Annotated in this window: 19 protein-coding genes and 1 tRNA gene; 8 read left to right on the forward strand and 12 right to left on the reverse strand. The window is 65.0% G+C overall.

Annotated elements, in window-relative coordinates:
• Positions 1–32: 32 nt before the first annotated feature.
• Both EJV47_RS02195 and EJV47_RS02200 read left to right on the forward strand, forming a co-directional pair.
• The gene (locus EJV47_RS02195; protein ID WP_165903581.1) at positions 33–1,448 is read left to right on the forward strand and encodes a T9SS type A sorting domain-containing protein; all 1,416 of its coding nucleotides are present in this window, start codon (positions 33–35) and stop codon (positions 1,446–1,448) included.
• 10 nt (positions 1,449–1,458) lie between these two features.
• Positions 1,459–2,952 carry a T9SS type A sorting domain-containing protein gene (locus tag EJV47_RS02200; RefSeq protein ID WP_126691501.1) on the forward strand — a complete coding sequence of 498 codons (1,494 nt, stop codon included), beginning with the start codon at positions 1,459–1,461 and terminating at the stop codon, positions 2,950–2,952.
• Positions 2,953–3,075: 123 nt separating this feature from the next.
• Here the strand turns inward: EJV47_RS02200 and EJV47_RS02205 are convergent, their stop codons facing one another.
• From EJV47_RS02205 to EJV47_RS02220, 4 genes are all read right to left on the reverse strand, one after another.
• A complete protein-coding gene (locus tag EJV47_RS02205) occupies positions 3,076–5,907 on the reverse strand; it encodes a YfhO family protein (RefSeq protein ID WP_126691502.1) in 2,832 nt (943 codons plus the stop codon).
• 186 nt (positions 5,908–6,093) lie between these two features.
• Complete coding sequence (locus EJV47_RS02210; RefSeq protein ID WP_126691503.1) at positions 6,094–6,411, reverse strand: DUF4834 family protein; 318 nt, start codon at positions 6,409–6,411, stop codon at positions 6,094–6,096.
• Positions 6,408–7,181: an FkbM family methyltransferase gene (locus EJV47_RS02215; protein ID WP_126691504.1), complete on the reverse strand. Its 774-nt coding sequence runs from the start codon at positions 7,179–7,181 to the stop codon at positions 6,408–6,410. The genes EJV47_RS02210 and EJV47_RS02215 overlap by 4 nt, the downstream gene beginning before the upstream one ends.
• A gap of 90 nt (positions 7,182–7,271) precedes the next feature.
• On the reverse strand, positions 7,272–7,733 hold the full coding sequence (locus EJV47_RS02220) for a hypothetical protein (RefSeq protein WP_126691505.1): 462 nt from the start codon (positions 7,731–7,733) through the stop codon (positions 7,272–7,274).
• A 163-nt stretch (positions 7,734–7,896) separates the two neighbouring features.
• On the opposite strand from EJV47_RS02220, the gene EJV47_RS02225 reads away from it, so the two are divergent.
• A tRNA-Thr gene (locus EJV47_RS02225) sits at positions 7,897–7,969 on the forward strand.
• Between the two features lie 95 nt (positions 7,970–8,064).
• Here EJV47_RS02225 and EJV47_RS02230 read toward each other — a convergent pair.
• Positions 8,065–8,322: a hypothetical protein gene (locus EJV47_RS02230; RefSeq protein WP_126691506.1), complete on the reverse strand. Its 258-nt coding sequence runs from the start codon at positions 8,320–8,322 to the stop codon at positions 8,065–8,067.
• A 113-nt stretch (positions 8,323–8,435) separates the two neighbouring features.
• The gene (locus EJV47_RS02235; RefSeq protein WP_207895809.1) at positions 8,436–8,834 is read right to left on the reverse strand and encodes a hypothetical protein; all 399 of its coding nucleotides are present in this window, start codon (positions 8,832–8,834) and stop codon (positions 8,436–8,438) included.
• Between the two features lie 306 nt (positions 8,835–9,140).
• On the opposite strand from EJV47_RS02235, the gene EJV47_RS02240 reads away from it, so the two are divergent.
• Both EJV47_RS02240 and EJV47_RS28345 read left to right on the forward strand, forming a co-directional pair.
• Positions 9,141–9,728, forward strand: a complete 588-nt coding sequence (locus EJV47_RS02240; protein WP_126691507.1) for a C40 family peptidase — start codon at positions 9,141–9,143, stop codon at positions 9,726–9,728.
• A gap of 185 nt (positions 9,729–9,913) precedes the next feature.
• On the forward strand, positions 9,914–10,696 hold the full coding sequence (locus EJV47_RS28345; RefSeq protein WP_207895810.1) for a YkvA family protein: 783 nt from the start codon (positions 9,914–9,916) through the stop codon (positions 10,694–10,696).
• A 109-nt stretch (positions 10,697–10,805) separates the two neighbouring features.
• On the opposite strand, the gene EJV47_RS02250 is transcribed toward EJV47_RS28345, so the two are convergent.
• The 6 genes from EJV47_RS02250 to EJV47_RS02275 all read right to left on the reverse strand — a co-directional run bounded on the left by EJV47_RS02250 (position 10,806) and on the right by EJV47_RS02275 (position 19,893).
• The gene (locus EJV47_RS02250; protein WP_126691508.1) at positions 10,806–11,081 is read right to left on the reverse strand and encodes an acyl carrier protein; all 276 of its coding nucleotides are present in this window, start codon (positions 11,079–11,081) and stop codon (positions 10,806–10,808) included.
• Positions 11,082–11,291: 210 nt separating this feature from the next.
• Positions 11,292–14,735 (reverse strand): efflux RND transporter permease subunit, encoded by a 3,444-nt coding sequence (locus EJV47_RS02255; protein ID WP_126691509.1) that lies wholly within the window; start codon positions 14,733–14,735, stop codon positions 11,292–11,294.
• A 182-nt stretch (positions 14,736–14,917) separates the two neighbouring features.
• Positions 14,918–16,042 (reverse strand): efflux RND transporter periplasmic adaptor subunit, encoded by a 1,125-nt coding sequence (locus EJV47_RS02260; protein ID WP_126691510.1) that lies wholly within the window; start codon positions 16,040–16,042, stop codon positions 14,918–14,920.
• Between the two features lie 101 nt (positions 16,043–16,143).
• The gene (locus EJV47_RS02265; RefSeq protein WP_126691511.1) at positions 16,144–17,817 is read right to left on the reverse strand and encodes a TolC family protein; all 1,674 of its coding nucleotides are present in this window, start codon (positions 17,815–17,817) and stop codon (positions 16,144–16,146) included.
• A gap of 33 nt (positions 17,818–17,850) precedes the next feature.
• On the reverse strand, positions 17,851–18,465 hold the full coding sequence (locus EJV47_RS02270; RefSeq protein ID WP_126691512.1) for a TetR/AcrR family transcriptional regulator: 615 nt from the start codon (positions 18,463–18,465) through the stop codon (positions 17,851–17,853).
• A gap of 213 nt (positions 18,466–18,678) precedes the next feature.
• Positions 18,679–19,893, reverse strand: coding sequence for an FAD-dependent monooxygenase (locus EJV47_RS02275; RefSeq protein WP_126691513.1), 1,215 nt, complete (start codon positions 19,891–19,893; stop codon positions 18,679–18,681).
• 186 nt (positions 19,894–20,079) lie between these two features.
• Between EJV47_RS02275 and EJV47_RS02280 the strand changes: the two genes are divergently transcribed.
• The 3 genes from EJV47_RS02280 (at position 20,080) to EJV47_RS02290 (ending at position 23,066) form a co-directional block, all read left to right on the forward strand.
• Complete coding sequence (locus EJV47_RS02280; RefSeq protein WP_126691514.1) at positions 20,080–20,709, forward strand: MarR family winged helix-turn-helix transcriptional regulator; 630 nt, start codon at positions 20,080–20,082, stop codon at positions 20,707–20,709.
• 83 nt (positions 20,710–20,792) lie between these two features.
• Complete coding sequence (ispF, locus tag EJV47_RS02285; protein ID WP_126691515.1) at positions 20,793–21,272, forward strand: 2-C-methyl-D-erythritol 2,4-cyclodiphosphate synthase; 480 nt, start codon at positions 20,793–20,795, stop codon at positions 21,270–21,272.
• Between the two features lie 99 nt (positions 21,273–21,371).
• On the forward strand, positions 21,372–23,066 hold the full coding sequence (locus EJV47_RS02290; protein WP_243650976.1) for a M28 family peptidase: 1,695 nt from the start codon (positions 21,372–21,374) through the stop codon (positions 23,064–23,066).
• Positions 23,067–23,252 lie beyond the last annotated feature (186 nt).

Consider the following 23,252-nt stretch of genomic DNA (forward strand, 5'->3'; position numbering starts at 1 on the left):
CGCCAGCCTACGCCCAAGCGCCGCGCCTGGTCGTGGACCACTTCTATCCCCACACCGCCCCGCGCTACCCGACGCTGTTCAACGACGCCCTGTTCACCCCGCAGGGCAACGTACTGGTGGCCGGCCCGCAGGCCAACGACCCACTGCAGCCCTTCCACAACCGCTTTTTGCTGCTGTCGCCCCGCACGCTCGACACGCTCTGGACAGCCAAGGGTCTGGACATGAATTTTGGCCCGCAACGGCTGGTACCGGGGCCGGGTAGCCAGGTTACTTTTTGTGGTAGCACCATTGGCAGCTCGACACCCACCGAATGGGCGTTGCAGACCATCAGCCCGGCCGGGCGCATCCGGCGCACGGCGGCGCTGCCCCCCTCCGGGGCCTGGGGGCGTCAGCTTGGTGCGGCCCTGCGCACGCCCGACGGGGGCCTGCTCTGGGCGGGCTCCACGTTCGGTGCCGCCAACCGGCGGCGGGCCGAGCTGGTGCGCACCGACAGCGCGGGCACGGTGCTCTGGCAGCGGGCGCAGGGCTGGGACCTGAACGACTACCAGACCGATGCAGCTTACACCAACACGGGCACGGTGCTGCTGGCCGGTATCTACCTGCAGCCCCACACCCCGCCTATCGCCCTGCCGCCCTGGGGCGTGCGCCTGCTGGAAGTCACGGCCCGGGGCGACTCGGTGCGCGGCGTGCGCCTGGCCCCGCGCGGCCTGCGCCCGGTGGAAACGCGCTACGGCTACCACCGCCTACTGCCTTTGGCCGACGGGGGCTTTGTGCTGCCCGCCGACGGGGACACCACCCTCAACGGGCGGCGCGAGACCCAGCCGCTGCTCTTGAAGGTGGACCGGCAGCTGCGCCTGCAGTGGTGGCGCGCCTACCGCACCTCCGTTGGTATGCGCTACACCAACGCAGTGGCCCTGGCCGACGGCTCCCTCCTGGTGCTGGCCAGCGGCGGGCCGGGCGCCAGCGGGGTGGCCTACTCCTACTACCTGCACCGCTACGACGCGCAGGGGCGCTTGCTGAATGAATACCCCTTCGTCACCACCGCCTGCCCCAACCTGCAAGTCATCAAGCTGCTGGCCGACCCGACCGGGCGCTTCCTGTTCGTGGGCGGGGGCTGCGAGGGCTACAGCGGCGGCGGGGCGTATGCGGCCATCATCGATTTGGCCGGGCTGCCCTCCGTCGTCACAGCGGCGGCCCCGGCCCGGCCGGCGCCGGCCGCCCTGCTGCAGCTCTACCCCAACCCGGCCCACGAGCAGGCCACCGTGCGCGTGGCGCGGGCCGGCACCGTACGCCTGCTCGACGCGGTGGGGCGCGTGGTGCACCAGCAGGCCGTGCGGGCCGGGCAAAACCGGCTGGCCATTGGCACGCTGCCCGCCGGCCTCTACGCCTGCCAGCTGGTGCAAGACGGCCGGGTGGTGGCCGTGGAGCGCTTGCAGATTGCCCGTTAAGTTCGCCGCTATGCTCCGCTTCCTCTTCTGTTGGGTGCTGTTGGGCACCGCCAGCCTGTGGGCTGGCGGCGCTCCACCAGCCTACGCCCAAGCGCCGCGCCTGGTCGTGGACCACTTCTACCCCCACACCGCCCCGCGCTACCCGACACTGTTCAACGACGCCGTGTTCACCCCGCAGGGGAATGTGCTGGTGAGCGGCCCGCAGGCCAATGACCCGCTGCAGCCTTTCCACAACCGCTTTCTGCTGCTCTCACCCACTACCCTCGACACGCTCTGGACCGCCGTGGGCCTGGACATGAGGTACGGCATGCAGCGGCTGGTGCCGGGGCCGGGCAACCAGTTCACCTTCTGCGGCCACATCTTCGGCAGCACCCCCCCCACCGAATGGGCCTTGCAAATCATCAGCCCGGCCGGGCGGGTGCGGCGCACGGCGGCGCTGCCCCCCTCCGGGGCGCAGGGCCGCGCCTTCGGAGCGGCCCTGCGCACGCCCGACGGGGGCCTGCTCTGGGCGGGCTCCACGTTCGGCGCCTCCGACCGGCGGCGGGCCGAGCTGGTGCGCACCGACAGCGCGGGCACGGTGCTCTGGCGCCGCGAACAGGGCTGGGACCTGAACGACTACCAGACCGACGCGGCCTACACCAACACGGGCACGGTGCTGCTGGCCGGGGTGTACGTGCAGCCCTACACCGGGCCCATCACCCTCTCGCCCTGGGGCGTGCGCCTGCTGGAAGTCACGGCCCGGGGCGACTCGGTGCGCGGCGTGCGCCTGGCCCCGCGCGGCCTGCGCCCGGTGGAGACGCGCTACGGCTACCACCGCCTACTGCCCTTGGCCGACGGGGGCTTCGTGCTGCCCGCCGACGGGGACACGACCCTCAACGGGCGGCGCGAGGTGCAGCCGCTGCTCTTGAAAGTGGACCGACAGCTGCGCCTGCAGTGGTGGCGCGCCTACCGCGCCTCCGTGGGCCTGCGCTACTTCGGCACGGTGGCCCTGGCCGACGGCTCCCTGCTGGTGCTGGTCGCCGGCCGCACCTCCACCTACTACCTGCACCGCTACGACGCGCAGGGGCGGCTGCTCAACGAGTACCGCTTCGTGACCACGGCCTGCCCCAACCTGGACCCCATCAAGCTGCTGGCCGACCCGACCGGGCGCTTCCTGTTCGTGGGCGGGGGCTGCGAGGGCTACAGCGGCGGCGGGGCGTATGCGGCCATCATCGATTTGGCCGGGCTGCCCTCCGTCGTCACAGCGGCGGCCCCGGCCCGGCCGGCGCCGGCCGCCCTGCTGCAGCTCTACCCCAACCCGGCCCACGAGCAGGCCACCGTGCGCGTGGCGCGGGCCGGCACCGTACGCCTGCTCGACGCGGTGGGGCGCGTGGTGCACCAGCAGGCCGTGCGGGCCGGGCAAAACCGGCTGGCCATTGGCACGCTGCCCGCCGGCCTCTACGCCTGCCAGCTGGTGCAAGACGGCCGGGTGGTGGCCGTGGAGCGCTTGCAGATTGTGCGTTGAGGCAGCGGCTATTCGCCAAACGGCCCGCGCTACCAGTGGTAGGGCGGGCCGTTTGCTTATTCAGGGTGTGGGGTAAGGCAATGGTGCCACATGACTTCAACAGTCGGGGCCCCGCGGGACACGCTAGGCGGCCAGCAGCTCGTCGTTGTCGTCGGCAGAGGCGGCCGCAGCGGCGGAGGCCGGGCGGCGGCGCAGGGCGTACACCACCCCGCCCACAATTACCAGCAGCAGCAGCCCCGACGAAATCATCGAAATGGTGTTGCCGACGGTGTAGGACTTGGGCTCAAACCGGAACTCTACCGTGTGCTGCCCGGCCGGGATGGGCAGGGCGCGCAGCACGTAGTTGGCGCGCAGGTGGGGCGTGAGCTGCTCGTCGATGTAGGCGTTCCAGCCGTCGGCGTAGTAGATTTCGGAGAAGACGGCCAGGCCGTTCTGGGCGGCATTTACCTGGTACTTCAGCTCGTTGGGCGAGTAGCTGGTGAGCTGAATGGTGGAGCCGGCCGGGTTGTAGATGGTGGTGGTTTGCTGCGGAAACTTGCTCACGTCCACCACGGCCGTGGTGGCCGGGTCGAAGGTGCTGAGGGCGGCCATTTCCTGGTCGGGGTTCTGCACCGGCTGCACCCGGGCCACAAACCAGGCGTTGCCCAGGGCCCCGGCGTTCGGAATGGCCTGCGTCTCGCCGTTCTGCTGGGGCGGGGTGATGAGGTAGCGGGTGTTGAGCATGTTCAGCACCCGGGGCGTGCCCACCTGGCCGGTGGTCGAGAGCTGCTGCATCATCTGCTGCATCTCGGGGCTGATCTGCCGCTCAATCAGCTCCTGGTAGCGGCGCAGCTTGGCCCCGTGGTAGCCCCCGATGCTGCGGTGCAGGTAGGAAGTCTGCGCGTCGTTGAAGGGGTTGGCCAGGTTCAGCACCCGGTAGTGCAGGGTCTTGTCGGCCAGAATCTGCTCGTCGGCCTTGGTGGGCTGAAACTGCTCGGCCACGGTCTGGGTGGTGAAGTTGTTTTCGCCCAGGTAGCGCTTGTCGGCCGTCCACAGGTCGGCCAGGGTGAGCAGGCCCACCAGCGAGGCGGCCACCGTCACACTCAGCTTGCGGCCTAGGTAGAACCACAGCACTGCCGCCGCCGCCACGATAAAGAAGATGGAACGGAACACGTCGGCGCGCATGAGGGCGGCGCGGTCCTGGCGCAGGGCGTCGAGCGGGAAGCCCTGGGGCAGCTGGCTGTCTACTTCTCCCGAGAAGTTCGTGTATCCACCCAGCTGGTAGGCGACGAAGGCCAATCCAAGCACCACTCCCCCAATCAACATTTTGGCAACTGAGGAGCTAAGCGCATGCCGCATCCGGAGCCATAGGCCACCACCAATTAGCAGAATGGCCCCGAGGCTGTATAAAACTTCTTTTGATAGGCCTTGTGGCTGCGCGTTATCAGGCAAAGCAGGGTCAGTACCTAAATTAAATACCATTAGCAGCAAACAGAAACCGCCCACAAAGCCCACGGCCATGAGCAGGTGACGGCGCATGCCGGCCACTTCGGGCGTATCCTTCTGGGCCGCGGGCAGGCCGGCCACCAGCGGCGCGGCCGTAGCGGCCGGACGGGCGCGCAGCACCCGGGCCAGGGCCAGCACCGCCAGCAGCGGCATGGCCAGTTGGGCAATGGTCAGCGCCATCGACACCGCCCGGAACTTGTTGTAGCCCGGGAAGAAGTCGAACATCAGGTCATTGAAGGAGGCGAAGTTCTTGCCCCAGGCCAGCACAATCGAGAGGATAGTAGCGGCCAGCAGCCAGGTGCGGGTGCGGCGGTCGGCCACCATCACGCCGAGCACGAACAGCAGCACCACCACCGCCCCGATGTACACCGGGCCGCTGGTAATGGGCTGGTCGCCCCAGTAGGTGGGCATGCCGGCCAGGTACTGGTCGAGCTGCGCGGGGTCCACCATCGTGCTCAGGGCGCGGCCGGTGTTGGAGTCGGCGTCGAGCTTGCCCGTGGAGGCCCCGCCGTAGTAGTTGGGCACGAGCAGCGTAATCGTCTCGCCGATACCGTAGCTGTAGGAGAAGGCGTAGTCGTGGTCGAGGCCCGAGCCGCCTTCCGGGGCCGGGGCGGCCGGCGCCTGCCCGGGCTGGGCCGGAGCTGCCGTTTTCAGCTCCGAGCGGCCCCGGATGCTGTATTTGCCCCACTCGGCGGTGGTGTACAGGCGGCCGAAGCTCACGCCCACGGCCAGCACTGCCCCCAGGGCCAGCACGGCGGTATTCTTCAGGAAAGGCGCCAGGCGCTTTTCGCGCAGGGCGTAAATCAGCTCCACCACCCCGAACACCAGCACCAGCAGCAGCAGGTAGTAGGTGATTTGCAGGTGGTTGGCCCGGATGTTCATGGTCAGCCCCAGGGCGAAGAGTACCCCGCCGACGAGCCGGTCGCGCCGGAACGTGACCAGCAGGCCCGCCAGCACCAGCGGCGCGAAGGCCAGGGCGTAGGACTTGGAGTTGTGGCCGGCGGCCAGGATGATGAGATTGTAGCTGGTAAAGCCCACGGCCACGGCGCCCACCAGGGCCACCACCGGCCGCATGCCGAGGCTAGCAAACAGCAGGTAGCCGCAGAACAGGGCCGCAAACAGGTTGGCCACTACCGGCGGCAGCCCGAAGGTGAACAGGCTGGTGAGGTACACCGACATGTCGCCCGGGAAGCGGGTGCTGATGAGGTAGGTGGGCATACCCGAGAACATGGAGTTGGTCCACAGGGCTTCCTGGCCGGTCTGCTCCCGGTACAGCAGCGCCTCCCGGGCCCCGCCGTTGAACTGCACGATGTCGTGCTGGCTGAGCGTTTTGCCCCCGAACACGATGGGCGAGAAGTACAGCACGGCCAGCACGAGCAGGAAAGCCACGGCCAGCAGGTGGGGCAGCAGGCGCTGCCACAGGGGCTGCGGCGCGGCAGCGGCCGCGGTCGGCGGAACGACGGAGGGCATGAGAAGGTAGTCGGTAGTGAGTAAGCGGTATCAGCCTCAGGATTAACCAACGACCACGCCTAACGCCTCAATAGCTCAGGGTTTAAACCCTGAGCTATTGATAAGCCGGCTTGGCCAGATTGATTAGTCCACAAAAAAGCCCGGCCGGCAGGCGCCAGCCGGGCTTGAAGCCCGAAGTTAGGCCGATTATTTCACTTCCTCGAACTCCACGTAGTCGCCGCCGCGGAAATCCTTGCGGCGCTGGCGCGGCGCCTTGGGCGGCACGTAGTCGACGCGCACCCGGCCCGAGGCCTCCGAGCTGCGCTCGGGGCGGGGCGGCGCCTGGCCGGCGAAGGGGTTGGCGTTGGACTCAAACGGGTTGCTGGCCGCGCCGAAGGGTATGCCGCCAGTGCGCATCTGCTTGCGCACAAAAGCCGTGAGGGCCCAGCGCAGCAGGGCGGGCAGCACCAGGCGCAGCACCCAGAAAATCAGGAAGGAGACCAGCAGGAAAGAGAGGAAGCTCATCGGCTTGCGGGTTCGTCGTCGGGTTTGAAGTAAAAGTCGCGGTCGGCGGGACCTTCGAGCACCGCCGGCGGACAAGGTACTAACCGCGGCGGGCCCGCTTGGGTTTCCAGCACGTAGGGCCGGTAGCCCAGCCCGCCCAGCAGCGCGGCCACCTTGCGGCGGTTGTCGAGGCCGTTCAGCTCGGTCTGGATAACGGGACGGTGGCGGCGCAGCGTATGTTGCATGTGCCGGAATACTTCGTACTCGAAGCCCTCCACGTCGCACTTCACGAAGTCGAGGCGGCTGAAATCGGCCAGCAGCTCGTCGGGTACGCGCATGGGCACCTCGTAGAACTGGGCGTACTCTTCGCTGGGGCTGCTGTCGGCCACCTTGGTCATGCCGTGGTGCAGCAGGCCATTGCGGGCCGGCGTGCCCATGCGCACGGTGTCGTTCTGGCCGCCCAGGGCGTAGGGCAGCAGCATGAGGTTGTCGTGCCCGCTCAGGCGCACGTTGTCTTCCCAGATGTGCTGAAACAGGGGCACCGGCTCCACGGCCAGCACTTTCCCCGTCGGCCCCACCAGCCGGGACAGAGCTACCGAGTAGTAGCCCAAATTGGCGCCGATGTCGAGGCACACGTCGCCGGGCTGCACCAGCTTTTCCAGGTAAAACAGCTCGGGGTACTTCTTGCGGCCCCAGCCCGCCGCCACCAGGCGCAGGTAGGCGTAGCTCGCCAGCCGGATGTACCGCTCGAAGCCCAGGGTGCTGACCAACAGTTTGCGCAGTGCCTTCATGTGCGGGCAAAGGTACGAGGGGTGACGCAGTGATTCAGCGGCCCGGTGAGAGGCTCGAACGTCGCTGCACCAGGCCGCTGAATCACTACGTCACTTCGCCAGCCGGCTCCACCAGCGCGATACCCCCGCCGCCACCAGCCCGCCCAGGGTGTACCAGGCCACGGTCATCAGCTGGGTTTGCGGGGTGCGGTTGCTGGGCCCGTCGCCGAGGCCAAGGGGGCCGGGCAGCACCACCCCGCCCACGCCGGCGGCCACGCCCAGGGCCGCCCCGCGCCACCACGCATCCGGGCCGCTGCCCACCAGGCTGTAGTAGAGGCCGTTGGTCAGCAGGTCGCCGGCCATGGTTATATCGTAGGCGGTTTGGGCGTCGGGCTGCGGGGCCTTGGCGGCGGCCAGCAGCTTGCGCAGGCCGCGTACGCCCAGCACGTCCATGCGCGGGGCGTCGGGCGTCAGCTCTTTGGCGGCTTGGTGCACCAAGGTCAGCACAATGGCCCCGCTCAGGCCGCTCACCAGCGCCTGAATGGTAGCCTCGGAATTGGTGGAAGTAGCCATGTGTAATTCGGCGTAAGAAGTTGGAAACGGTATTCGGCTAACGCGCCCCGCCGGCGGAGGTTAAAGCCGGCGCAGAATTTTTCGTCTACCGTTTGCTTCTTGTCGAAACGCATTTTTATATTTGCAGCCCCGAACGACGCATCCGCGTAGCCCGGGTAAGCAAGCCTGCTTAGCTCAGTTGGTAGAGCAGCTCATTCGTAATGAGCAGGTCGTTGGTTCGAGTCCAATAGCAGGCTCTCAGCAAACAACAAGGCCCGTTTCCTCTCGGAGACGGGCCTTGTTGCGTTTTTTCAGACCAGCATTTTAAGCCCGCTGGCAGGCTTGGGGCTTGTTAGGCGTTGCGCTTGTTCATGGCGCGGCTCAGCCAGCTCAGGCCGGCAGCCAGCGCCAGACCGCCTACCACTTTCTGGGTGGTGCTCAGCTTGCCGAGCTGGGCCGAAGCCGAGTCGCCGATGTTTTTCAGCTGCCCGTTCAGGCCGCTCAGCGCGCTGCTGGCTTTGTCCTGAAACGAAGACTGCTGCTGCGACTGGTCGCCTTGGGGCGTGCTGCTGGCGGTGCCTTTGAAGTCGGGGGTGTTGGAAGTAGCCATGGTATTGGGGGAATAAGGGTTCAGAGGTAAGCCGGACGGTTGCCGACTGCTTGGGGGAATATTCGTAAAACCAAGCGGCCAGGTTACAGCCTGTTACCCAAAAATCTGCGCGGCTATACCACCACATCGGGGCGGTTGGCCCCGGCCGAAGCCCGCTCCGAGCTGCCCCGGCCCGGCCCGGCGGGCAGCGGCACCTGCAGCAGGGCAGCGTAGGCGGCGGCGTCACGCGCGCCGGCTTCCCGGGCTTCCACCTCGAAGCGGTTGGCGTAGTAGCCCACCCGCGCCGACTCCAGCAGGTACTCCCACAGAAAGCGCAGCAGCCCCCGCTCCTGCACCTGCCGGATGTGGCACATCTCGTGCGCCACCCAGCTCGGCTCCCGCAGAAACTGCTCCCGCGTGACGCCGCTCAGGTGAATGGTGCGGCCCAGTACCATGGCTACGTTGCCCTGGCCCAGCTTCAGGCGGGCCAGGCGCGCCAGGGGCGAATTTTCGACGATGCGGGGAAGCTCCACGGTACGAGCAGATTGAAAAGCAACAGGATACGAAACGCGCTGGCAAAGGTTGGCAAGCCCGGCAATACTATTCGCCTATTGTATTGCACAATAAATAGAATTTTAGGCTTTTTCCAGCCGAAAGCTTGGACTCGCACCCATCGGCGGCTAGCTTTACCCTATCAGCCCGGATAGAATCTGTCTGGATTGATTGCCAAGAACCTCTTTTTCACCTTCTCAATTAGCCTGTCTAGAGAAGAAAAGTACGCCTACAGGTCCTTCGGGGCCGCCGCTCGGGAGCGGAATCCACCACCCACACGACGGACAATGAAGAATACCCTTTTGTGTTGCCTCGCCGCTGTTTCACTGGCTCTTTCCTTTTTCTTTGATTACGCTCCGGCCGAGGGCGCTGCCGGCTCCCCGGCCCTCGCTCAGGCCTCCCTCCTCTCCTTCGACGACGGCAACGGCCCTGAAGGCTTCCGCGACTCGCTCAACATCGGCTACTACTCGCAGGCCCTGGGCATTCAGGCCGATTACACTGAAGATGCTTCGCTGCTGCGCACCATCACCGAGTGGCTCGGCACTCCCTACCGCTTCGGCTCCAACACCAAGAAGGGTACCGACTGCTCCGGCTTCGTGACCCGCGTCTTCAAGGAAGCCTACGGCATCACGCTGGTGCACAGCTCCCGCTCCATGTTCTCGAACGCCAAGCGCGTAGCCAAGGACGAAATGAAGACCGGCGACCTGGTGTTCTTCCGCCGCGGCCCGGGCCAGCCCATCTACCACGTCGGCATCTACCTGAAAGACGGTAAGTTCGCCCACTCGGCCACCAACGGCGGCGTAATGGTCAGCTCGCTGGAGCAGCCCTACTACCACCGCAACTTCTACGCGGCCGGCCGCGTGATTTCCGAGTAAGCTTCTCTCAACAGCTACTCCCTTTGAAGCCCCTGCCTGCCCGGCCGGGGCTTTTTTGTACCCTACCGTTCGGTTCGGCCGAATATAGCCACTGATAACTATTATTGCCGCGAAACAGTATAGCACGGCAGCTGGCTGCCGCCGCCCGGCGCCGTTGTTTCGTTCTCTCTTCACCTCCTATACTCATGGCAACTCCCAAATCCGACGGCGAGCGTATCGCGTCGTCGCCCCTGTTTAAGGGCTTTCTACGCAAGGCCGAAGACTACCTCAAGCAGCCGCTGCGCATCAAGCAGCTGCTGAACGACGCCTACACCAAGGCCAACGCCAAGAAAGACATTGGCCACATTGCCCACGAGGCCTGGGAAAGCCTGCAGACGCTGTTTCGCCTGGTGAAGGCCGCCGCCTCGGGCGAGTACACCGGGGTGCCCACGCCCACCGTGCTCGGGGCCGTGGCCGTGCTCATCTACTTCCTCTCCCCCATCGATTTGGTGCCCGACTTCATCCCGGTGGTTGGTCTGCTCGACGACGTGGCGCTGATGGCCTGGTTTACCAGCACCCTCAAGACCGAGATGGACAAGTTTGAGGAGTGGGAGCGGTCCAAGCCCCAGGTTATCATGGCCAGCAATCAGCGGTTTGAGCCGGCCCCCGAATCGGCCAAGCGGGCCGGCACGGTGCGCCACATGCCGAGCACTGCCGACGCCGCTACCTCGGCCATTGAGCAGGCCGAGCACAGCACCAGCAGCGGCTCCTTTACGGCCACCGCTGAATCGGCCAAGCACGCCGGCACGGCCGACCTGCCCGGCGGCTCCAGCCCCGACCCGGCCAACCCGGCGCCCGCCGACCCGGACCACCACCCGGAAGCCGGCAACGTGCCCAACCCCAACGTGACGGCCGCCAGCACCTCCGGTAGCCGCGACCCGCGCCTGAGCGACGGCCGCGGCGGCGACACCGGCGGCAACGTGCGCTAGGCCTACCCGGCTCCAACAACAACGGCCCGCTTCCCTCCGTGGAGAGAAGCGGGCCGCTGCCGTTTTTCAGACTGGGTACTCGTGTGGGTATTGCTGGCGTTGACGCTGCTTAGCGGGCTTTGGAGCCACCCAGGTGCGAAGCCACGTAGCGCACAAAGTCGCGCACGGTGTGCAGGGGCACCTCGTCAGGAATGGTGATGTGGAAGCGGCGCTCCAGCTCCAGAATGATGTCGACCACGTCGACGGTATCGAAGCCCAGCTCGCGGCTCAGGTTGCTGGAAACACGCAGGCGGGTGGGCTTGATAGCCTTGCGCTTGCTGATAATGCGGAGCACCTGCTGTTCGATGTTGGTGCTGCCAGGGGCGGTAGTCGTTCGGGTTAACATGGCTGTTGAAACGACGTGTGAACGGAAAAGAGGAGAAACAAGACCCGGGGCTGCCGACTCACGGCCGGCGGCCGTAGGTCGGAGTATGCTCGGACGGAAAAGGTTGCATCTGATTTTTGGCGGCCCCGAACGGGGCGCCCCAAAAACCCGGCGGCGGGGCGGTTTGGGCTTAGAACGCGCCCCCACCACCGGGTTGGTATGACTTCAGGCTTAATACTCGGCGAGGACCGGCGGACGGGCGGCGGATACCTCTTCTTCATCGACGACCCTGCTGACGTTGGCGTCGGGGTCCTGGCCGGTGAGGCGGGCCCGCACCAACTCGTTGATGAGGTACATGACCGGCACCACCACCAGGGTGATGAGCGTGGCGAAAGCCAGGCCGAAGATGATGGTCCAGGCTAGCGGGCCCCAGAACACCACCGACTCGCCGCCAATGAAGAAGTGCGGGTTGCCGGACGCAAACAGCTCGTAGAAGTCCACATTCAGGCCGATAGCCAGCGGAATCAGGCCCAGAATGGCCGCCGTCGCCGTGAGGATAACGGGGTTCAGGCGGGTGCGGCCGGCCGTTACCAGGGCCTCACGCAGGGGCATGCCCTGGGCGCGCAGGATGTCGGTGAATTCCACGAGCAGAATGCCGTTCTTCACCACGATACCCGCCAGGGCTACGACCCCAACGCCGGTCATTACAATACTGATTTTCATGCCCGTGGCGGCCAGACCCAGGCACACGCCCGTAACCGAGAAGATGATTTCGGACAGGATGATAAATGTCTTGCTCACGGAGTTGAACTGCGTGACCAGAATCATGAAAATCAGGCCTATGCTCAGCAGGCCAGCCACGCCCAGAAAGTCCTGGGTTTCCTGCTGGTCCTCGGAGGCGCCGCCCATGCGCACGGAGTAGCCGGCAGGCGTAGGGTAGGCCTTCAGGGCGCGGTCGATTTCGGCCACCACGTCGGGCGCGGTGTAGCCCCCGAGCACGTTGGAGGAGATGGTAATGACTTTCTTCAGGTCCTTGCGCTTGATGCCACCGTAGGTGTTGCCGTACTCCACGTCGGCCACGGCCGAGATGGGCACCTGGCGCATCTGGCCGGTGGCGTCGCGGAAGGTCAGGCGGGAGTTCAGGATGGCGTCCACGTCGTCGCGGTAGGGCTTGGCGTAGCGCACCTGGATGGGGTACTCGTCGTCGGGGGTCTTGAACTTGCTGGCCTCCGAGCCGAAGATGGCCGTGCGCACTTCCAGGCCGATTTGAGCGGTGCTCAGCCCCTCGCGGTTGGCCCGCTGCCGGTCGATGTTGACGGCAATTTCGGGGTTGCGGTCCTCCAAGTTAGTGCGCAGGTCCTCAATGCCGGGGATACGCAGCGAGTCCACGTAGCGCTCCACTTTCTTGCTCAGCTTGGCCAGCTGCTGGTAGTCGTCGCCGGCTACCTCGATGGCAATGGCCTTGCCCTGGGGCGGACCGTTCTGCTCCTGGTCCACGGCCACTTCGGCGCCGGGAATGCCCTTCACCACCTCGCGGATTTTGTCCTTGTAGGTGCTGGTAGCCGGGCCGGTCCGCTCGCTGAACTCTTTGAAGGCCACGGCTACCTTGCCCAGGTGCGACTGGGCGGTGCGGGCCGCGTCCTGCGGGTCGTCGGCGCCGATGGCCACGTTGCTAATCACCGATTCTACGTCGGGGTTGTTGCGGCCGATGACGCTGTAGATCCGCTGCTCCAGCACCCGGGTGATGCTGTCGGTAATGGCCACCTTGGTGCCCACCGGCATGCGCAGGTAGGTGTAGATGAATTTCGGGTCGCCCTGGGGGAAAAACTCCACCTGGGGCTTGCGCAGGCCGACGGCCACGAAGCCGAAGATCAGCAGGCCTACCATGCCGACCATGATGCCCACCTGGCGCCACTTGGAGCCGTGCACGGCCCAGCCCACCAGGCGGCCGTAGGCGTTCTGGAAGGCGGGCAACACCCGCGTCTGGAAGCCGGCAATCCAGCGGTAGAACAGGAATTGGTCGAGGGCGGCAAACACGGCCAGGAACACGAACAGGTTGCCCACGAACAAGGAACCGAACAAGTAACCCAGCAGTGCAATGCCCATCAGCACGCCCATCACGGTGAGAAAGCCGCGGCTCAGGCGGGACTTCTTAACCTCCGCTTCGCCGTGGTGGTCTTCGCGCGCCATGAATGATACGGCAAACACCGGGTTGATGATGAAGGCCACCACCAGCGAGGACATCAGCGTGACAATGAGCGTGATGGGCAGGTAGAACATGAACTCGCCGATGATGCCCGGCCAGAACGCCAGCGGCACGAACGGGGCCACGGTGGTGAGCGTACCGGCCAACACCGGCACAAACACTTCGCCGGCCGCGTACTTGGCGGCCTGGGCCGTGCTCAGCTCGGGGTGCTCGTGCAGAATGCGGTGGGTATTTTCGATGACGACGATGGCGTCGTCGACCACGATGCCCAAGGCCAGCAGGAAGGAGAAGAGCACAATCATGTTCAGCGAGAAGCCGAGCATGGGCATCATCAGGAAGGCCAGGAACATGGAAATCGGCACCGACAGGCCCACGAATAGGGCGTTGGTGGTGCCCATGAAGAACATCAGAATCAGCGTCACGAGGATGAAGCCGATAACGATGGTGTTGATCAGGTCGTGGAGCGTGACGCGGGTGTCGTTGGAGGTGTCGCCGGTGATGGTGATGTTCAGCTCCTGCGGCACCGAGGCCCGGGAGTCCTTCACAATCTGCTGAATCTTATCGGAGGCATCGATGAGGTTTTCCCCGCTGCGCTTGATGACGTTGAGCGTCACGGCGGGCTTGCCGTCGAGGCGGGCGTAGGATTCGCGGTCCTTGAACGCGTCTTCCACCGTGGCAATGTCGCCGAGGCGGATGTCGGCCCCGTTCATGTTCTTGACGCGGATGTCGGCAATGTCGGCGGCGCGGGCGTACTGGCCGGCCACGCGCACGGCGCGCTTCTGGGCGCCTACTTCCACCGAGCCGCCCGAGATGGTGAGGTTTTCGGACTGGATGGCGCGGCTCACGTCGTTGAAGCCCAGGCGGGCGGCCTGCATCTTGTACAGGTCCACGTCCACGTTGACCTGCTGCTCCAGCGCCCCCACAATATCAACGCGGCTGATTTCGGGCAGGGCTTCGATTTTATCCTGGAAGTCGTCGGCCTGCTTCTTGAGCTGGCTCAGCGGCAGGTTGCCGCTGAGGTTGATGTTCATGATGGGAAACTCCGAGAAGCTCACTTCCTGCACCGAAGGCGGCGTGGGCAGGTCGTTGGGCAGCTCGTTGCGGGCTTTGTCCACCGCGTCCTTGATGAGCTGCTTGGCATACTGCACGTCCACGTTGGTGTTGAATTCCACGTCGATGACGGAATAGTCCTGGTTGGAGGTGGAGTTGATTTTCTTCACCCCGTTCACCGACTTGATTTCCTTCTCGATCTGGCGCGTGACCAGGTTCTCCATGTCGGAAGGGGAAATGCCCGGGTAGATGGTGGCCACGATGATGCGCGGCACCACGATGTCGGGGAAGTTCTCCTTCTGGAGCTTGACATAGGTGAATATCCCCGCGATGGTAATAATCAGCGTGAGGATGTAGATGCTGGTCTTGTTGTCGATAGACCAGCTGGTAGGCTTGAATTCTTTCTGGACGTCCTGCATGACCGAGTGGCCTCACCTCCTAGTCCCCCGGCAGCGGGGGCACTAGCGCTAAATAGTTAGGACTAGCTGGGCTAGGAGGCGGAGGTTGGTTGAAGTGTGAAAAGCAGTGACAGGCTTTTTTAACTGACTAGAGCTAGAACTAGCCCCCCCCGCTCCGGCGGGAGCGGGGGCTGAGGGTGCGGCTATACCCCGGCCGGCGCCACCGGCTGGCCCTCGTTGAGGTTCTGGTAGCCCGCCGATATAACCTGGTCGTTGACCTGTAAGCCGCTGAGCACCTCTACTTTGCCGTTGTAGGTGTTGCCGGTGCGGACCACGCGCTTGGCCGCCACTTTCTTGCCGCCCTGGTCGCGCACCACCAGCACGTAGCTGTTCTGGTCGTCTTTCTGCACCAGGTCCACGGGCAGCACCGTGGTATTGGCCTTGCGGTAGTTCTGGATGCGCACGGTGGCCACCATGTTGGGGCGCAGCTGCGCGGCGGCCGAGCCCGTCAGGCGCAGCTCTACGGGGAAGGTGCGGCTGGCCGGGTTGATGGTGCGGCTCACGGTACGCACGGTCGAGGGCGCGTCATTCACGCCCAGATCGGCAATGCTCACCAGGGCTTTGTCGCCGGCCTTGATGGTGTTGGCGTAGTTTTCCGACACGTCGGCCACGATTTTGCCGCCGCCGCCGCTGAGCAGGCGCACCACCGGCACGCCGGGGTTGCCCATCTCACCCACCTTGGCCGGCACTTCATCCACCGTGCCGCTGAACGGAGCTACCACATTGTACATGGCGCGCTGCTGCTGCTGGGTGGCCAGGCTGCGCTGCAGGGCCTCGTAGTTGTTTTTGGCCTGCAGGTACTGGATTTCGGTGCCGATCTGCTGTTTCCAGAGGCGGTCCTGCTTTTCGTACACGGTCTTGGCCAGGTCGAGGCGGGTACGCAGCTCGGCAATGCCCGATTCGAGCACGGCCGCGTCCTGGGTGGCAATAACCTGGCCCTTGCTCACCCGGTCGCCGCGCTGCACGCGGATGCTGGTGAGCACGCCCGGCACGCGGGGCGACACGTTGGCGTTTTCGTCAAAGTCGGCGCGGCCCTGCACATCCAGGTAGCTGGTGAAGCTTTCGGGCTGCACGCTGATAACCGACACGGGCGTGGCGGCTACGCCTTCGGCCGGCTTGCCGGTTTTGGCTTCCAGCTCGGCAATCTTGGCGGCGTTGGCGGCCTGTTCCTGCTTGAGCTTGGCCAGCTCGGCTTTGGGGTCTTTCTCACCGCCACACGAAGCCAGGAAAGCCAGGAACAGCAGCGCCGAAGAAGAAACGTATTTCATTGGAGAAGGAGCTAGTAGCAAGGAGTTAGGAGCTAGAATCGGGGGAGTATCAACTGGCTAGGTCAGGAGCTTCTAGCTCGTAGCTCCTGACGGCTAGCTCCTTACTTTTTCGTCTGGTTGTACAGCTCGCCGGTGGCTTTGTCGCGGTCCACTTTGGCTACCAGCACGTCGTAAAGGGCGGCGTAGTAGTTGGTCTGGGCCGAGCGCAAATCGGTTTCGGCGGTAATGACTTCCAGGTTCGAGCCTACGCCCTCCTGAAACTTGATGCGCGACACGCGGGCCACGTCGGTAGCCAAGTCCAGGTTGGCTTTCTGGTTGTCGAGCACGTCCAGGGCGTTGACCAGCGTGGTGCGGCTTTGCGCGTCCTGCAGGTCGATGCTCTGGCGCAGCGTCTCAAAGCCGCGCTCAATCGTCTGCTGCTGAATGCGGGCCTGCTGCACCTGGTACTTGCGGCGGAAGCCGTCGAACACCGGAATCTGCAGGCTCAGGCCCACGTTGCCGAAGCCAAACCAGTTCTGGTTCGGAAAGCCGTTGCCGTCGCGCGAGTTCGGGCCGCGGAAGGCAAACAGGTTGCCGGGGTTAGCGGCCGAGCCATTGAAACCGTAGGCGGCCGTAGCCACAAGGCGCGGGTAGGCGCCGGCGCGGCGGTTGGCCAGGTCGAGGCCGGCCAGGGCCTGCTGGGTTTCCAGGGTGCTGAACTCAATGCGGTTGTTGTAGTTGAAGGCCGCGGCGGCCTGGGGCGGCCGGGCGCCGGTCAGGGCCGTCTGCTGGTCCTGGCGGGCCTGGTCGGCGCCGTTGCCGGTCGGGGCCGGGGTAGTGGGCACGCCGCCGAGGGCCGGGTCGCCGCCGCCGGTGGCGAAGTTGGCCGAGCCCAGGCGCTGGCGCAGGGCCGAGGCATCCACCAGGGCGCCGTCTAGCTGGTCGCTCAGCACCACGGCCTGGTCCTGGGGCAGGCCCATCTGGAACTTCAGCAGGGCCACGCTCAACTCGGTCAGGCGCTGGGCTTTCTGCTGCTCCACCACCAGGTTGTTGCGCTGCACGCGCAGGCGGTCCACGTCGAGCTTTTCCACGAAGCCTTCCTTGAAGGTGGCGTTGGTCTGGTACAAGAGCGTGTCGAGGCGCTGCACGTTGCGGGCCAGCAGCGCCAGGCGGGCGCGGGCCACCAGCGTGCTGTAGTAGGCCTTCTGCACCTGCTCTACCACGTCGATTTCGGCCTGCTGAGTCTGCTTCTTGGCCAGGTCTTCGTACACCTTAGCGGCCTTGAGGCCAATCAGATACGAGCCATCGAACAGCAGCTGCGACACCGAGGCGCTGGTGTTGCCGGCCCACTGCAGGCCGAACGCCAGGGCCTGGGGCGGCACCGGAGCCCGCTCTACCTGCACCTGCTGCAGATTCACGCTCTGCCCGCCCTGGGCGGCGGCTACGTCGGCACCGGTGAGCTGGGTGGCGGTGGAGCCCCCGAAGGCGCCCACGTCCACCAGGGACTTCTGCAGCTTGAAGTTGTCGGCCAGGTTGGCGGCCACGTTCACCTGCGGCAGGCCCGCCGAGCGGATTTCGCCGACGCGGGCGTGGGCCGTCTGCTCACCCAGGCGGGTGGCCAGCAGCGAAGACTTGTTTTTCAGGGCGTAGTCGACGGCCTGCTGCAGGCTGAGCGACATGGGTACACCCGAGGCAACGGGGGCCTGGCCCGGAGCCGGCGTCTGAGCGAGCATTTCGTGCAGGCCCAGGAAGCCCAAGGCTGCCAGTAGCAGCAATAGGCGAACCGCTTTTTTCATAGCGAAACGAATGGTGAGAGCGTAGTGGGGGAGTTAGTCCTGTTCCGTCAGCTGACGGTACTGGTTGATCAGGCGGTGCCCCTGCAGGGTGCAAATGCCGTAGAGAAAGTGCTCGATGGTGACCGTGTGCAGCCGCTGCAAGTCGAAGTGCTTGGGCGAGAAGACGTTCGGATCGAACATCAGCTGAATTTCGGCTAGTCGCAGCCGGGCCAGCACTTCCACGTCGAGGTCGGCCCGGAACACGCCCTCGGCAATGCCGCGGTTCAGGTTCTCGACGATTTTCTGCAGGATGAACGTGTTTTTGTGCTGCTCAAACAGCGCCCAGGCCTCGGGGTAGTACTTCTGCAGCTCGTGGAAGATGCTGGGGTTGATGCCCGCCAGCATGGTCTTGTGCCACTGCATCAGGTTGTAGTTCTCCTCCAGGGCGTTGGCGCCGGTCGTAAACACCACCTCGCAGTTCGATTCTTCCTGCGTCAGGTGCTGTTGCATGGTGGCCAGCACAATCTGGTCTTTGTTATCGAACCATTTGTAAAGGGTCTTTTTCGACATGCCGAGCCGGGCAGCAATGTCATCCATCGAGACGCTGCGGATGCCGTTGCGCATGAATAGCTCGACGGCAGCCTGCATAATCCGGTCCTTGGTTTCCATACTCACGCCACAAAGGTACAACGGAAACTTTCGATGTCTCCAAAGTTTCCATTAGTTTTTTTTGCAGACATAATCATGTTGTTGAGGGTTCCCGCGGCGGCTTCGCCCGGGCAGACGCAGAGCCCGCCCGAATACTTTATCGGAGTAGATTAATTTTTATCACCCGGACGTCGCGGGCCGGGCCGGCATGTGGCCCCGGCTTGCATCAGCGCCCTACGAGTACGCGGCATCGTGTTCGTAATCCGGTAGTTGCAGGTTATTGTCCGGCTCGCGCTCCGGCCGGTTAAACCACGCGCTGATGGCCGCCACGGGCTTGCTGGCCAGCACGGCGGCCACTTTGTTGAGGACGGCCACCCCCAGTCGGCTGCTCGGGTACACCAGCGCCGGCGTACCCGGTGGCAGCTCCTGGGCCGCCTCCACGAAGGGCCGTAGCCGCTGCTCGTAGGCGGTAAAAGCTTGCTGGTGGTCTTCGGGGTGGCGGGCCAGCTCACCGGCCAGCACGTAGGCGCCCACCAGGGCCAGGGTGGTACCCATGCCGGTAATCGGCGAGGGGCAGTAACCGGCGTCGCCCAGCAGGGCGTAGCGGCCGTGCGTCCAGCGCGGCGCCCGCACCTGGCTCACGGCGTCGAAGTACAGGTCGGGGTCGTCGTCGAGGGCGGCGAGGAGGCGCGGGGCTTCCCAGCCGGCGCCGGCCAGCTTCTCGCGCAGCACCTGCCGCTGCTCGTCGGGCGAGAGGTGCTGGTAGGCATCCTCGTCGCCCAAGAAGTTGAAGGAGGCCCGGGTGGTGCCCTTGTTGTCGGGCCGTAGCAGCAGCACCCGCGAATCGGGGGCGTTGTACCAGCGGGCCCAGTCGGTATCGGTGCCGGCCCGCGGGATGGTGAGGTAGCAGGTGTACAGGCCCAGAAACTTGATGTCGGGCTCGTCGCCGAACATGAGCTGCCGGGTGGCCGAGCGCAGGCCGTCGGCGGCCACCACCAGATCGTACGCCTCGGTGCGGCCGTCGGCCAGCGTCACCCGCACCGCCTCGGCCTGCTCCGAGAGGCCCACGATGTGGGTGCCAAACTGGTAGCGCACCGCCTCCTTGGTGGCATTGTAGAGAATCTGCACCAGGTCGCCGCGCAGAATTTCCAGCTCGCTGGTCAGGCCGTTGGGGTTGTCCTTGGGGAAGCTGGCCTCCACCTCATTGTCCTCGTTCACGAACTGCACGCCGACCTCCCCGGTGTTGGCCGCCTTGATGGCTTCTTCGAGGCCCATTTTCACCGCTACCTGCCGCCCGGCGCCCTTCACGTCGATGTTTTGCCCGCCGTAGCGGGGCGCCGGGGCACGCTCCACCACCGTCACCTCGAAGCCGTAGCGCTGCAGCCAGTAGGCCAGCGCGGGGCCGGCAATGCTGGCGCCGGCTATCAGAATTTTCTTGTTCGGGTTCATCGGAGGAGGCGGTTTTTTTGGTCGGCGGTACGGGGCGGCAATAGAGTCTGGCGTTGGAGCCCGCGGTGTGGGGCGCGGCCAACGCGTATTTTTGGGCTGAAGCCGTAGCCGGATCAGCCAGCGCAAATACAACGATATCGTAGTATATTTTGTTTTTAGCTACGGAAATAAAATTCAGCTTTCTGCATGTCTACGCCGTCCGCCGTGCCCCTGCTCACCGAATGGGAGCGTTTTTGCGCCGAGCATCCGCAGGGCGACCTGCGCGAGTTTGCCATCTGGCTGCTCACCCACCTCGACCCGCTCCGGGCTAGCCCGCCGCCCCCCGCAGAGGCGGAGGCGCAGCTGCAGGCCGGGCAGCGGGTGCTGGAGGCCTACACCCTCGACGACGACTTCCTGGCCTGGTTTTTTGCCGGCCGGCTCACCCGCTACGTGCGCTTCTACACCAAGCCCATCATGGCCGAGCACGGCTTTGCCGGCCCCGACGAATTCCTGTTTCTGGCCCTGATCGGGGAAATGGACCGGCCGACCAAAAAGGAGGTCTGCGCCGCCAACGTGACCGACCTCACCACCGGCATGGACATTCTGCGCCGGCTGCAGCGCCGCGGGCTGATCCAGGAAACGCCCGACGAGCGGGACGCCCGCGCCAAGCGCCTCTCCCTCACCGAGCAGGGCGCCCAGGTGGTGCGCCAGGTGTACGAGCAGTTGGAGCAGATGCCCCAGGTGGTGCTGGCCGACCTCGACGCGCCCGACCGCCAGCACCTGCTGCGCACCCTGCGCTACCTCAATAACTACCACTTCCAGTTCTACCGCCCCTGAGGTCAGCGGCCCGCCTGCGTTGTACCTTGCAAGCCCGGTGCCCCACTCACCTTTTCACCAGCTCACCATTTCCCTACTGACTCATGCGCATCCGTACCGGCTTCGGCTACGACGTTCACCAGCTTCAGGAAGGCCTGCCGTTCTGGCTCGGCGGCATCCAGGTACCGCACACCCACGGCGCCCTCGGCCACTCCGACGCCGACGTGCTCATCCACGTCATCTGCGACGCCTTGCTGGGCGCGGCCAACCTGCGCGACATCGGCTTCCACTTCCCCGACACCGACCCGCAGTACAAGGGCATCGACTCCAAGCGCCTGCTGCGCGAGGTGGTGCGCCTGCTGCGCGAGCGGGGCTACGAGATTGGCAACATCGACTCGACCATCTGCCTGGAGAAGCCCAAGGTGAACCCGCACATTCCGGAAATGCAGCGCGTGCTGGCCGAGGTGATGGGAATCGATGCGGACGACGTGAGCATCAAGGCCACTACCACCGAGAAGCTGGGCTTCGTGGGCCGGCGCGAGGGCGTGGCGGCTTACGCCGCGGTGCTCATCACCAAAGCCTGATTCGGACGGCAACCCCGGGCGCTCGGAGGGCGTCCTTCGCTCCTACACTCACTCACCACCACAACCAGCTGCCCCTGGCGGGGCGGCCTCTTCCTGCTTATGTCGTACAAACGAATGCCGGCCCTGCTGCTGGCCGCGGCTCTGCTGGCCGGTTCGGCCACCGCCCAGGACGCGGGCAAGCGCAAAGTAAAGGTCAAGCGCAAAGACAAGGACCAAACCGAAACGCCGGCCACCGTAGCCCCGGCCCCGCAGCCCACCCGCCAGGCCCCGCTGCCCGTCGACAAGGCCCGCATCTACGCCGACGGCATCACGCAGGAAGACCTGCGCCGCCACCTCACGGTGCTGGCCTCCGACGAGTACGAGGGCCGCGAAACCGGCGAAAAGGGCCAGAAAATGGCCGCCGAATACATTGCCAAGCAGTTTGCCGCCCTGGGCCTGACCGGGCCGGTACGCGACTCCGACAACCCCTACCTGCAGCACTTTACCATGGAGCGCAGCACCTGGGCCGGTACCGGCACGCTGAAAGTGGGCGGGCAGAGCTACCAGTGGATGAAGGACTTCTACGGCGCCGGCAACTCGCCCTTCGATAAGGAAACCGCGCTGCAGCCGGTGTTCGTGGGCTACGGCATCGAGCAGGAAGGCTACACCGACTACGCCGACCTCGACGTGAAGGGCAAGGACCTCATCATCCTGCTCGGGGAGCCGATGAAGGGCGGCAAGCCGGTGCTCAGCAAGGACGGCAACGCCACCAAGTGGGGTCGGGACTACCGCGCCAAATCGGCGCTGGCCACCCAGAAGGGCGCCCGTTCGGTGTTCTTCGTGGACTACGCGCCGGGCTACTCCTTCGAGAAGACGGCCAGCACCCAGAAACCCTACCTGACCCGGCCCAGCATCAGCTTCCTGGGCGCGCCGCAGTCGGGCCGGGCGGCCACGTTCTTCGTCTCGCCGGCCCTGGGGCTGAAGCTGCTGGGCACCACCGAAGCAGCCGTGCGCAAGTACGAGGCCGGTGTGCCCTCGATGGGCAAGCCCAACAACGCGGCGTTTAAGCCGGCCAAGTTCACGGTGGTGGCGCCCAAGAAGCGGGAGCAGTTTACCACCGAAAACGTGCTGGGCTTCCTGGAAGGCACCGATAAGAAGGACGAAATCCTGGTAGTGTCGGCTCACTACGACCACATCGGCATCATCGGCGGGGAAGTGCACAACGGGGCCGACGACGACGGCTCGGGCACGGTATCGGTGCTGGAAATGGCCGAGGCGTTTGTGAAGGCCAAGGCCGAGGGCAACGGACCGCGCCGCAGCATCCTGTTCCTGACGGTGACGGGCGAGGAAAAGGGCCTGCTGGGCTCGGAGTACTACACCGACCACCCCGTATTCCCGCTGGCGCAAACCATTGCCGACCTCAACATCGACATGGTGGGCCGCACCGACAAGGAGCACGAGGGCAAGCCCGACTACGTGTACGTCATCGGCTCGGACAAGCTGAGCTCGGAGCTGTACAACATCGTGGAAAACGCCAACAAGGAGTACACGATGATTGACCTGGACTACCGCTTCAACGACCCGGCCGACCCGAACCGCTTCTACTACCGCTCCGACCACTACAACTTCGCCAAGCACAAAATCCCGGTGGCCTTCTTCTTCAACGGGGTGCACGCCGACTACCACGGCGCCAAGGACGAGGTGGACAAGATTGAATTCCCCAAAATGGAGAAGCGCGCCCGGCTGGTGTACTACGCCGCCTGGGAGCTGGCCAACCGCGAAAACCGCATCGTCGTCGACTCGAATAAGCCTTAATTGAATGGCTAAATGGCTGCATGGTTAAATGGCTGGTCGTGCTGGTTTCTTTGCATGGCTAAATGGCTCTATGGTCAAATGGCTGGTCGTTCAAGAACAATCAACCATTTAGCCATGCAGCCATTTAACCATTTAGCAAACCAGCACGACCAGCCATTTAACCATACAGCCATTTGACCATTTACC

The organism is Hymenobacter gummosus (assembly GCF_003970915.1).
Taxonomy (GTDB): domain Bacteria; phylum Bacteroidota; class Bacteroidia; order Cytophagales; family Hymenobacteraceae; genus Solirubrum; species Solirubrum gummosum.

What these genes read in the sequence shown, in the direction of transcription:
- EJV47_RS02200 (WP_126691501.1), top strand. Translation starts at nt 1,459, where the DNA reads ATGCTCCGCTTCCTCTTCTGTTGGGTGCTGTTGGGCACCGCCAGCCTG.
- EJV47_RS02205 (WP_126691502.1), bottom strand. Translation starts at nt 5,907, where the DNA reads ATGCCCTCCGTCGTTCCGCCGACCGCGGCCGCTGCCGCGCCGCAGCCC.
- EJV47_RS02210 (WP_126691503.1), bottom strand. Translation starts at nt 6,411, where the DNA reads ATGAGCTTCCTCTCTTTCCTGCTGGTCTCCTTCCTGATTTTCTGGGTG.
- EJV47_RS02215 (WP_126691504.1), bottom strand. Translation starts at nt 7,181, where the DNA reads ATGAAGGCACTGCGCAAACTGTTGGTCAGCACCCTGGGCTTCGAGCGG.
- EJV47_RS02220 (WP_126691505.1), bottom strand. Translation starts at nt 7,733, where the DNA reads ATGGCTACTTCCACCAATTCCGAGGCTACCATTCAGGCGCTGGTGAGC.
- EJV47_RS02230 (WP_126691506.1), bottom strand. Translation starts at nt 8,322, where the DNA reads ATGGCTACTTCCAACACCCCCGACTTCAAAGGCACCGCCAGCAGCACG.
- EJV47_RS02240 (WP_126691507.1), top strand. Translation starts at nt 9,141, where the DNA reads ATGAAGAATACCCTTTTGTGTTGCCTCGCCGCTGTTTCACTGGCTCTT.
- EJV47_RS28345 (WP_207895810.1), top strand. Translation starts at nt 9,914, where the DNA reads ATGGCAACTCCCAAATCCGACGGCGAGCGTATCGCGTCGTCGCCCCTG.
- EJV47_RS02250 (WP_126691508.1), bottom strand. Translation starts at nt 11,081, where the DNA reads ATGTTAACCCGAACGACTACCGCCCCTGGCAGCACCAACATCGAACAG.
- EJV47_RS02255 (WP_126691509.1), bottom strand. Translation starts at nt 14,735, where the DNA reads ATGCAGGACGTCCAGAAAGAATTCAAGCCTACCAGCTGGTCTATCGAC.
- EJV47_RS02260 (WP_126691510.1), bottom strand. Translation starts at nt 16,042, where the DNA reads ATGAAATACGTTTCTTCTTCGGCGCTGCTGTTCCTGGCTTTCCTGGCT.
- EJV47_RS02265 (WP_126691511.1), bottom strand. Translation starts at nt 17,817, where the DNA reads ATGAAAAAAGCGGTTCGCCTATTGCTGCTACTGGCAGCCTTGGGCTTC.
- EJV47_RS02270 (WP_126691512.1), bottom strand. Translation starts at nt 18,465, where the DNA reads ATGGAAACCAAGGACCGGATTATGCAGGCTGCCGTCGAGCTATTCATG.
- EJV47_RS02275 (WP_126691513.1), bottom strand. Translation starts at nt 19,893, where the DNA reads ATGAACCCGAACAAGAAAATTCTGATAGCCGGCGCCAGCATTGCCGGC.
- EJV47_RS02280 (WP_126691514.1), top strand. Translation starts at nt 20,080, where the DNA reads ATGTCTACGCCGTCCGCCGTGCCCCTGCTCACCGAATGGGAGCGTTTT.
- ispF (WP_126691515.1), top strand. Translation starts at nt 20,793, where the DNA reads ATGCGCATCCGTACCGGCTTCGGCTACGACGTTCACCAGCTTCAGGAA.
- EJV47_RS02290 (WP_243650976.1), top strand. Translation starts at nt 21,372, where the DNA reads ATGTCGTACAAACGAATGCCGGCCCTGCTGCTGGCCGCGGCTCTGCTG.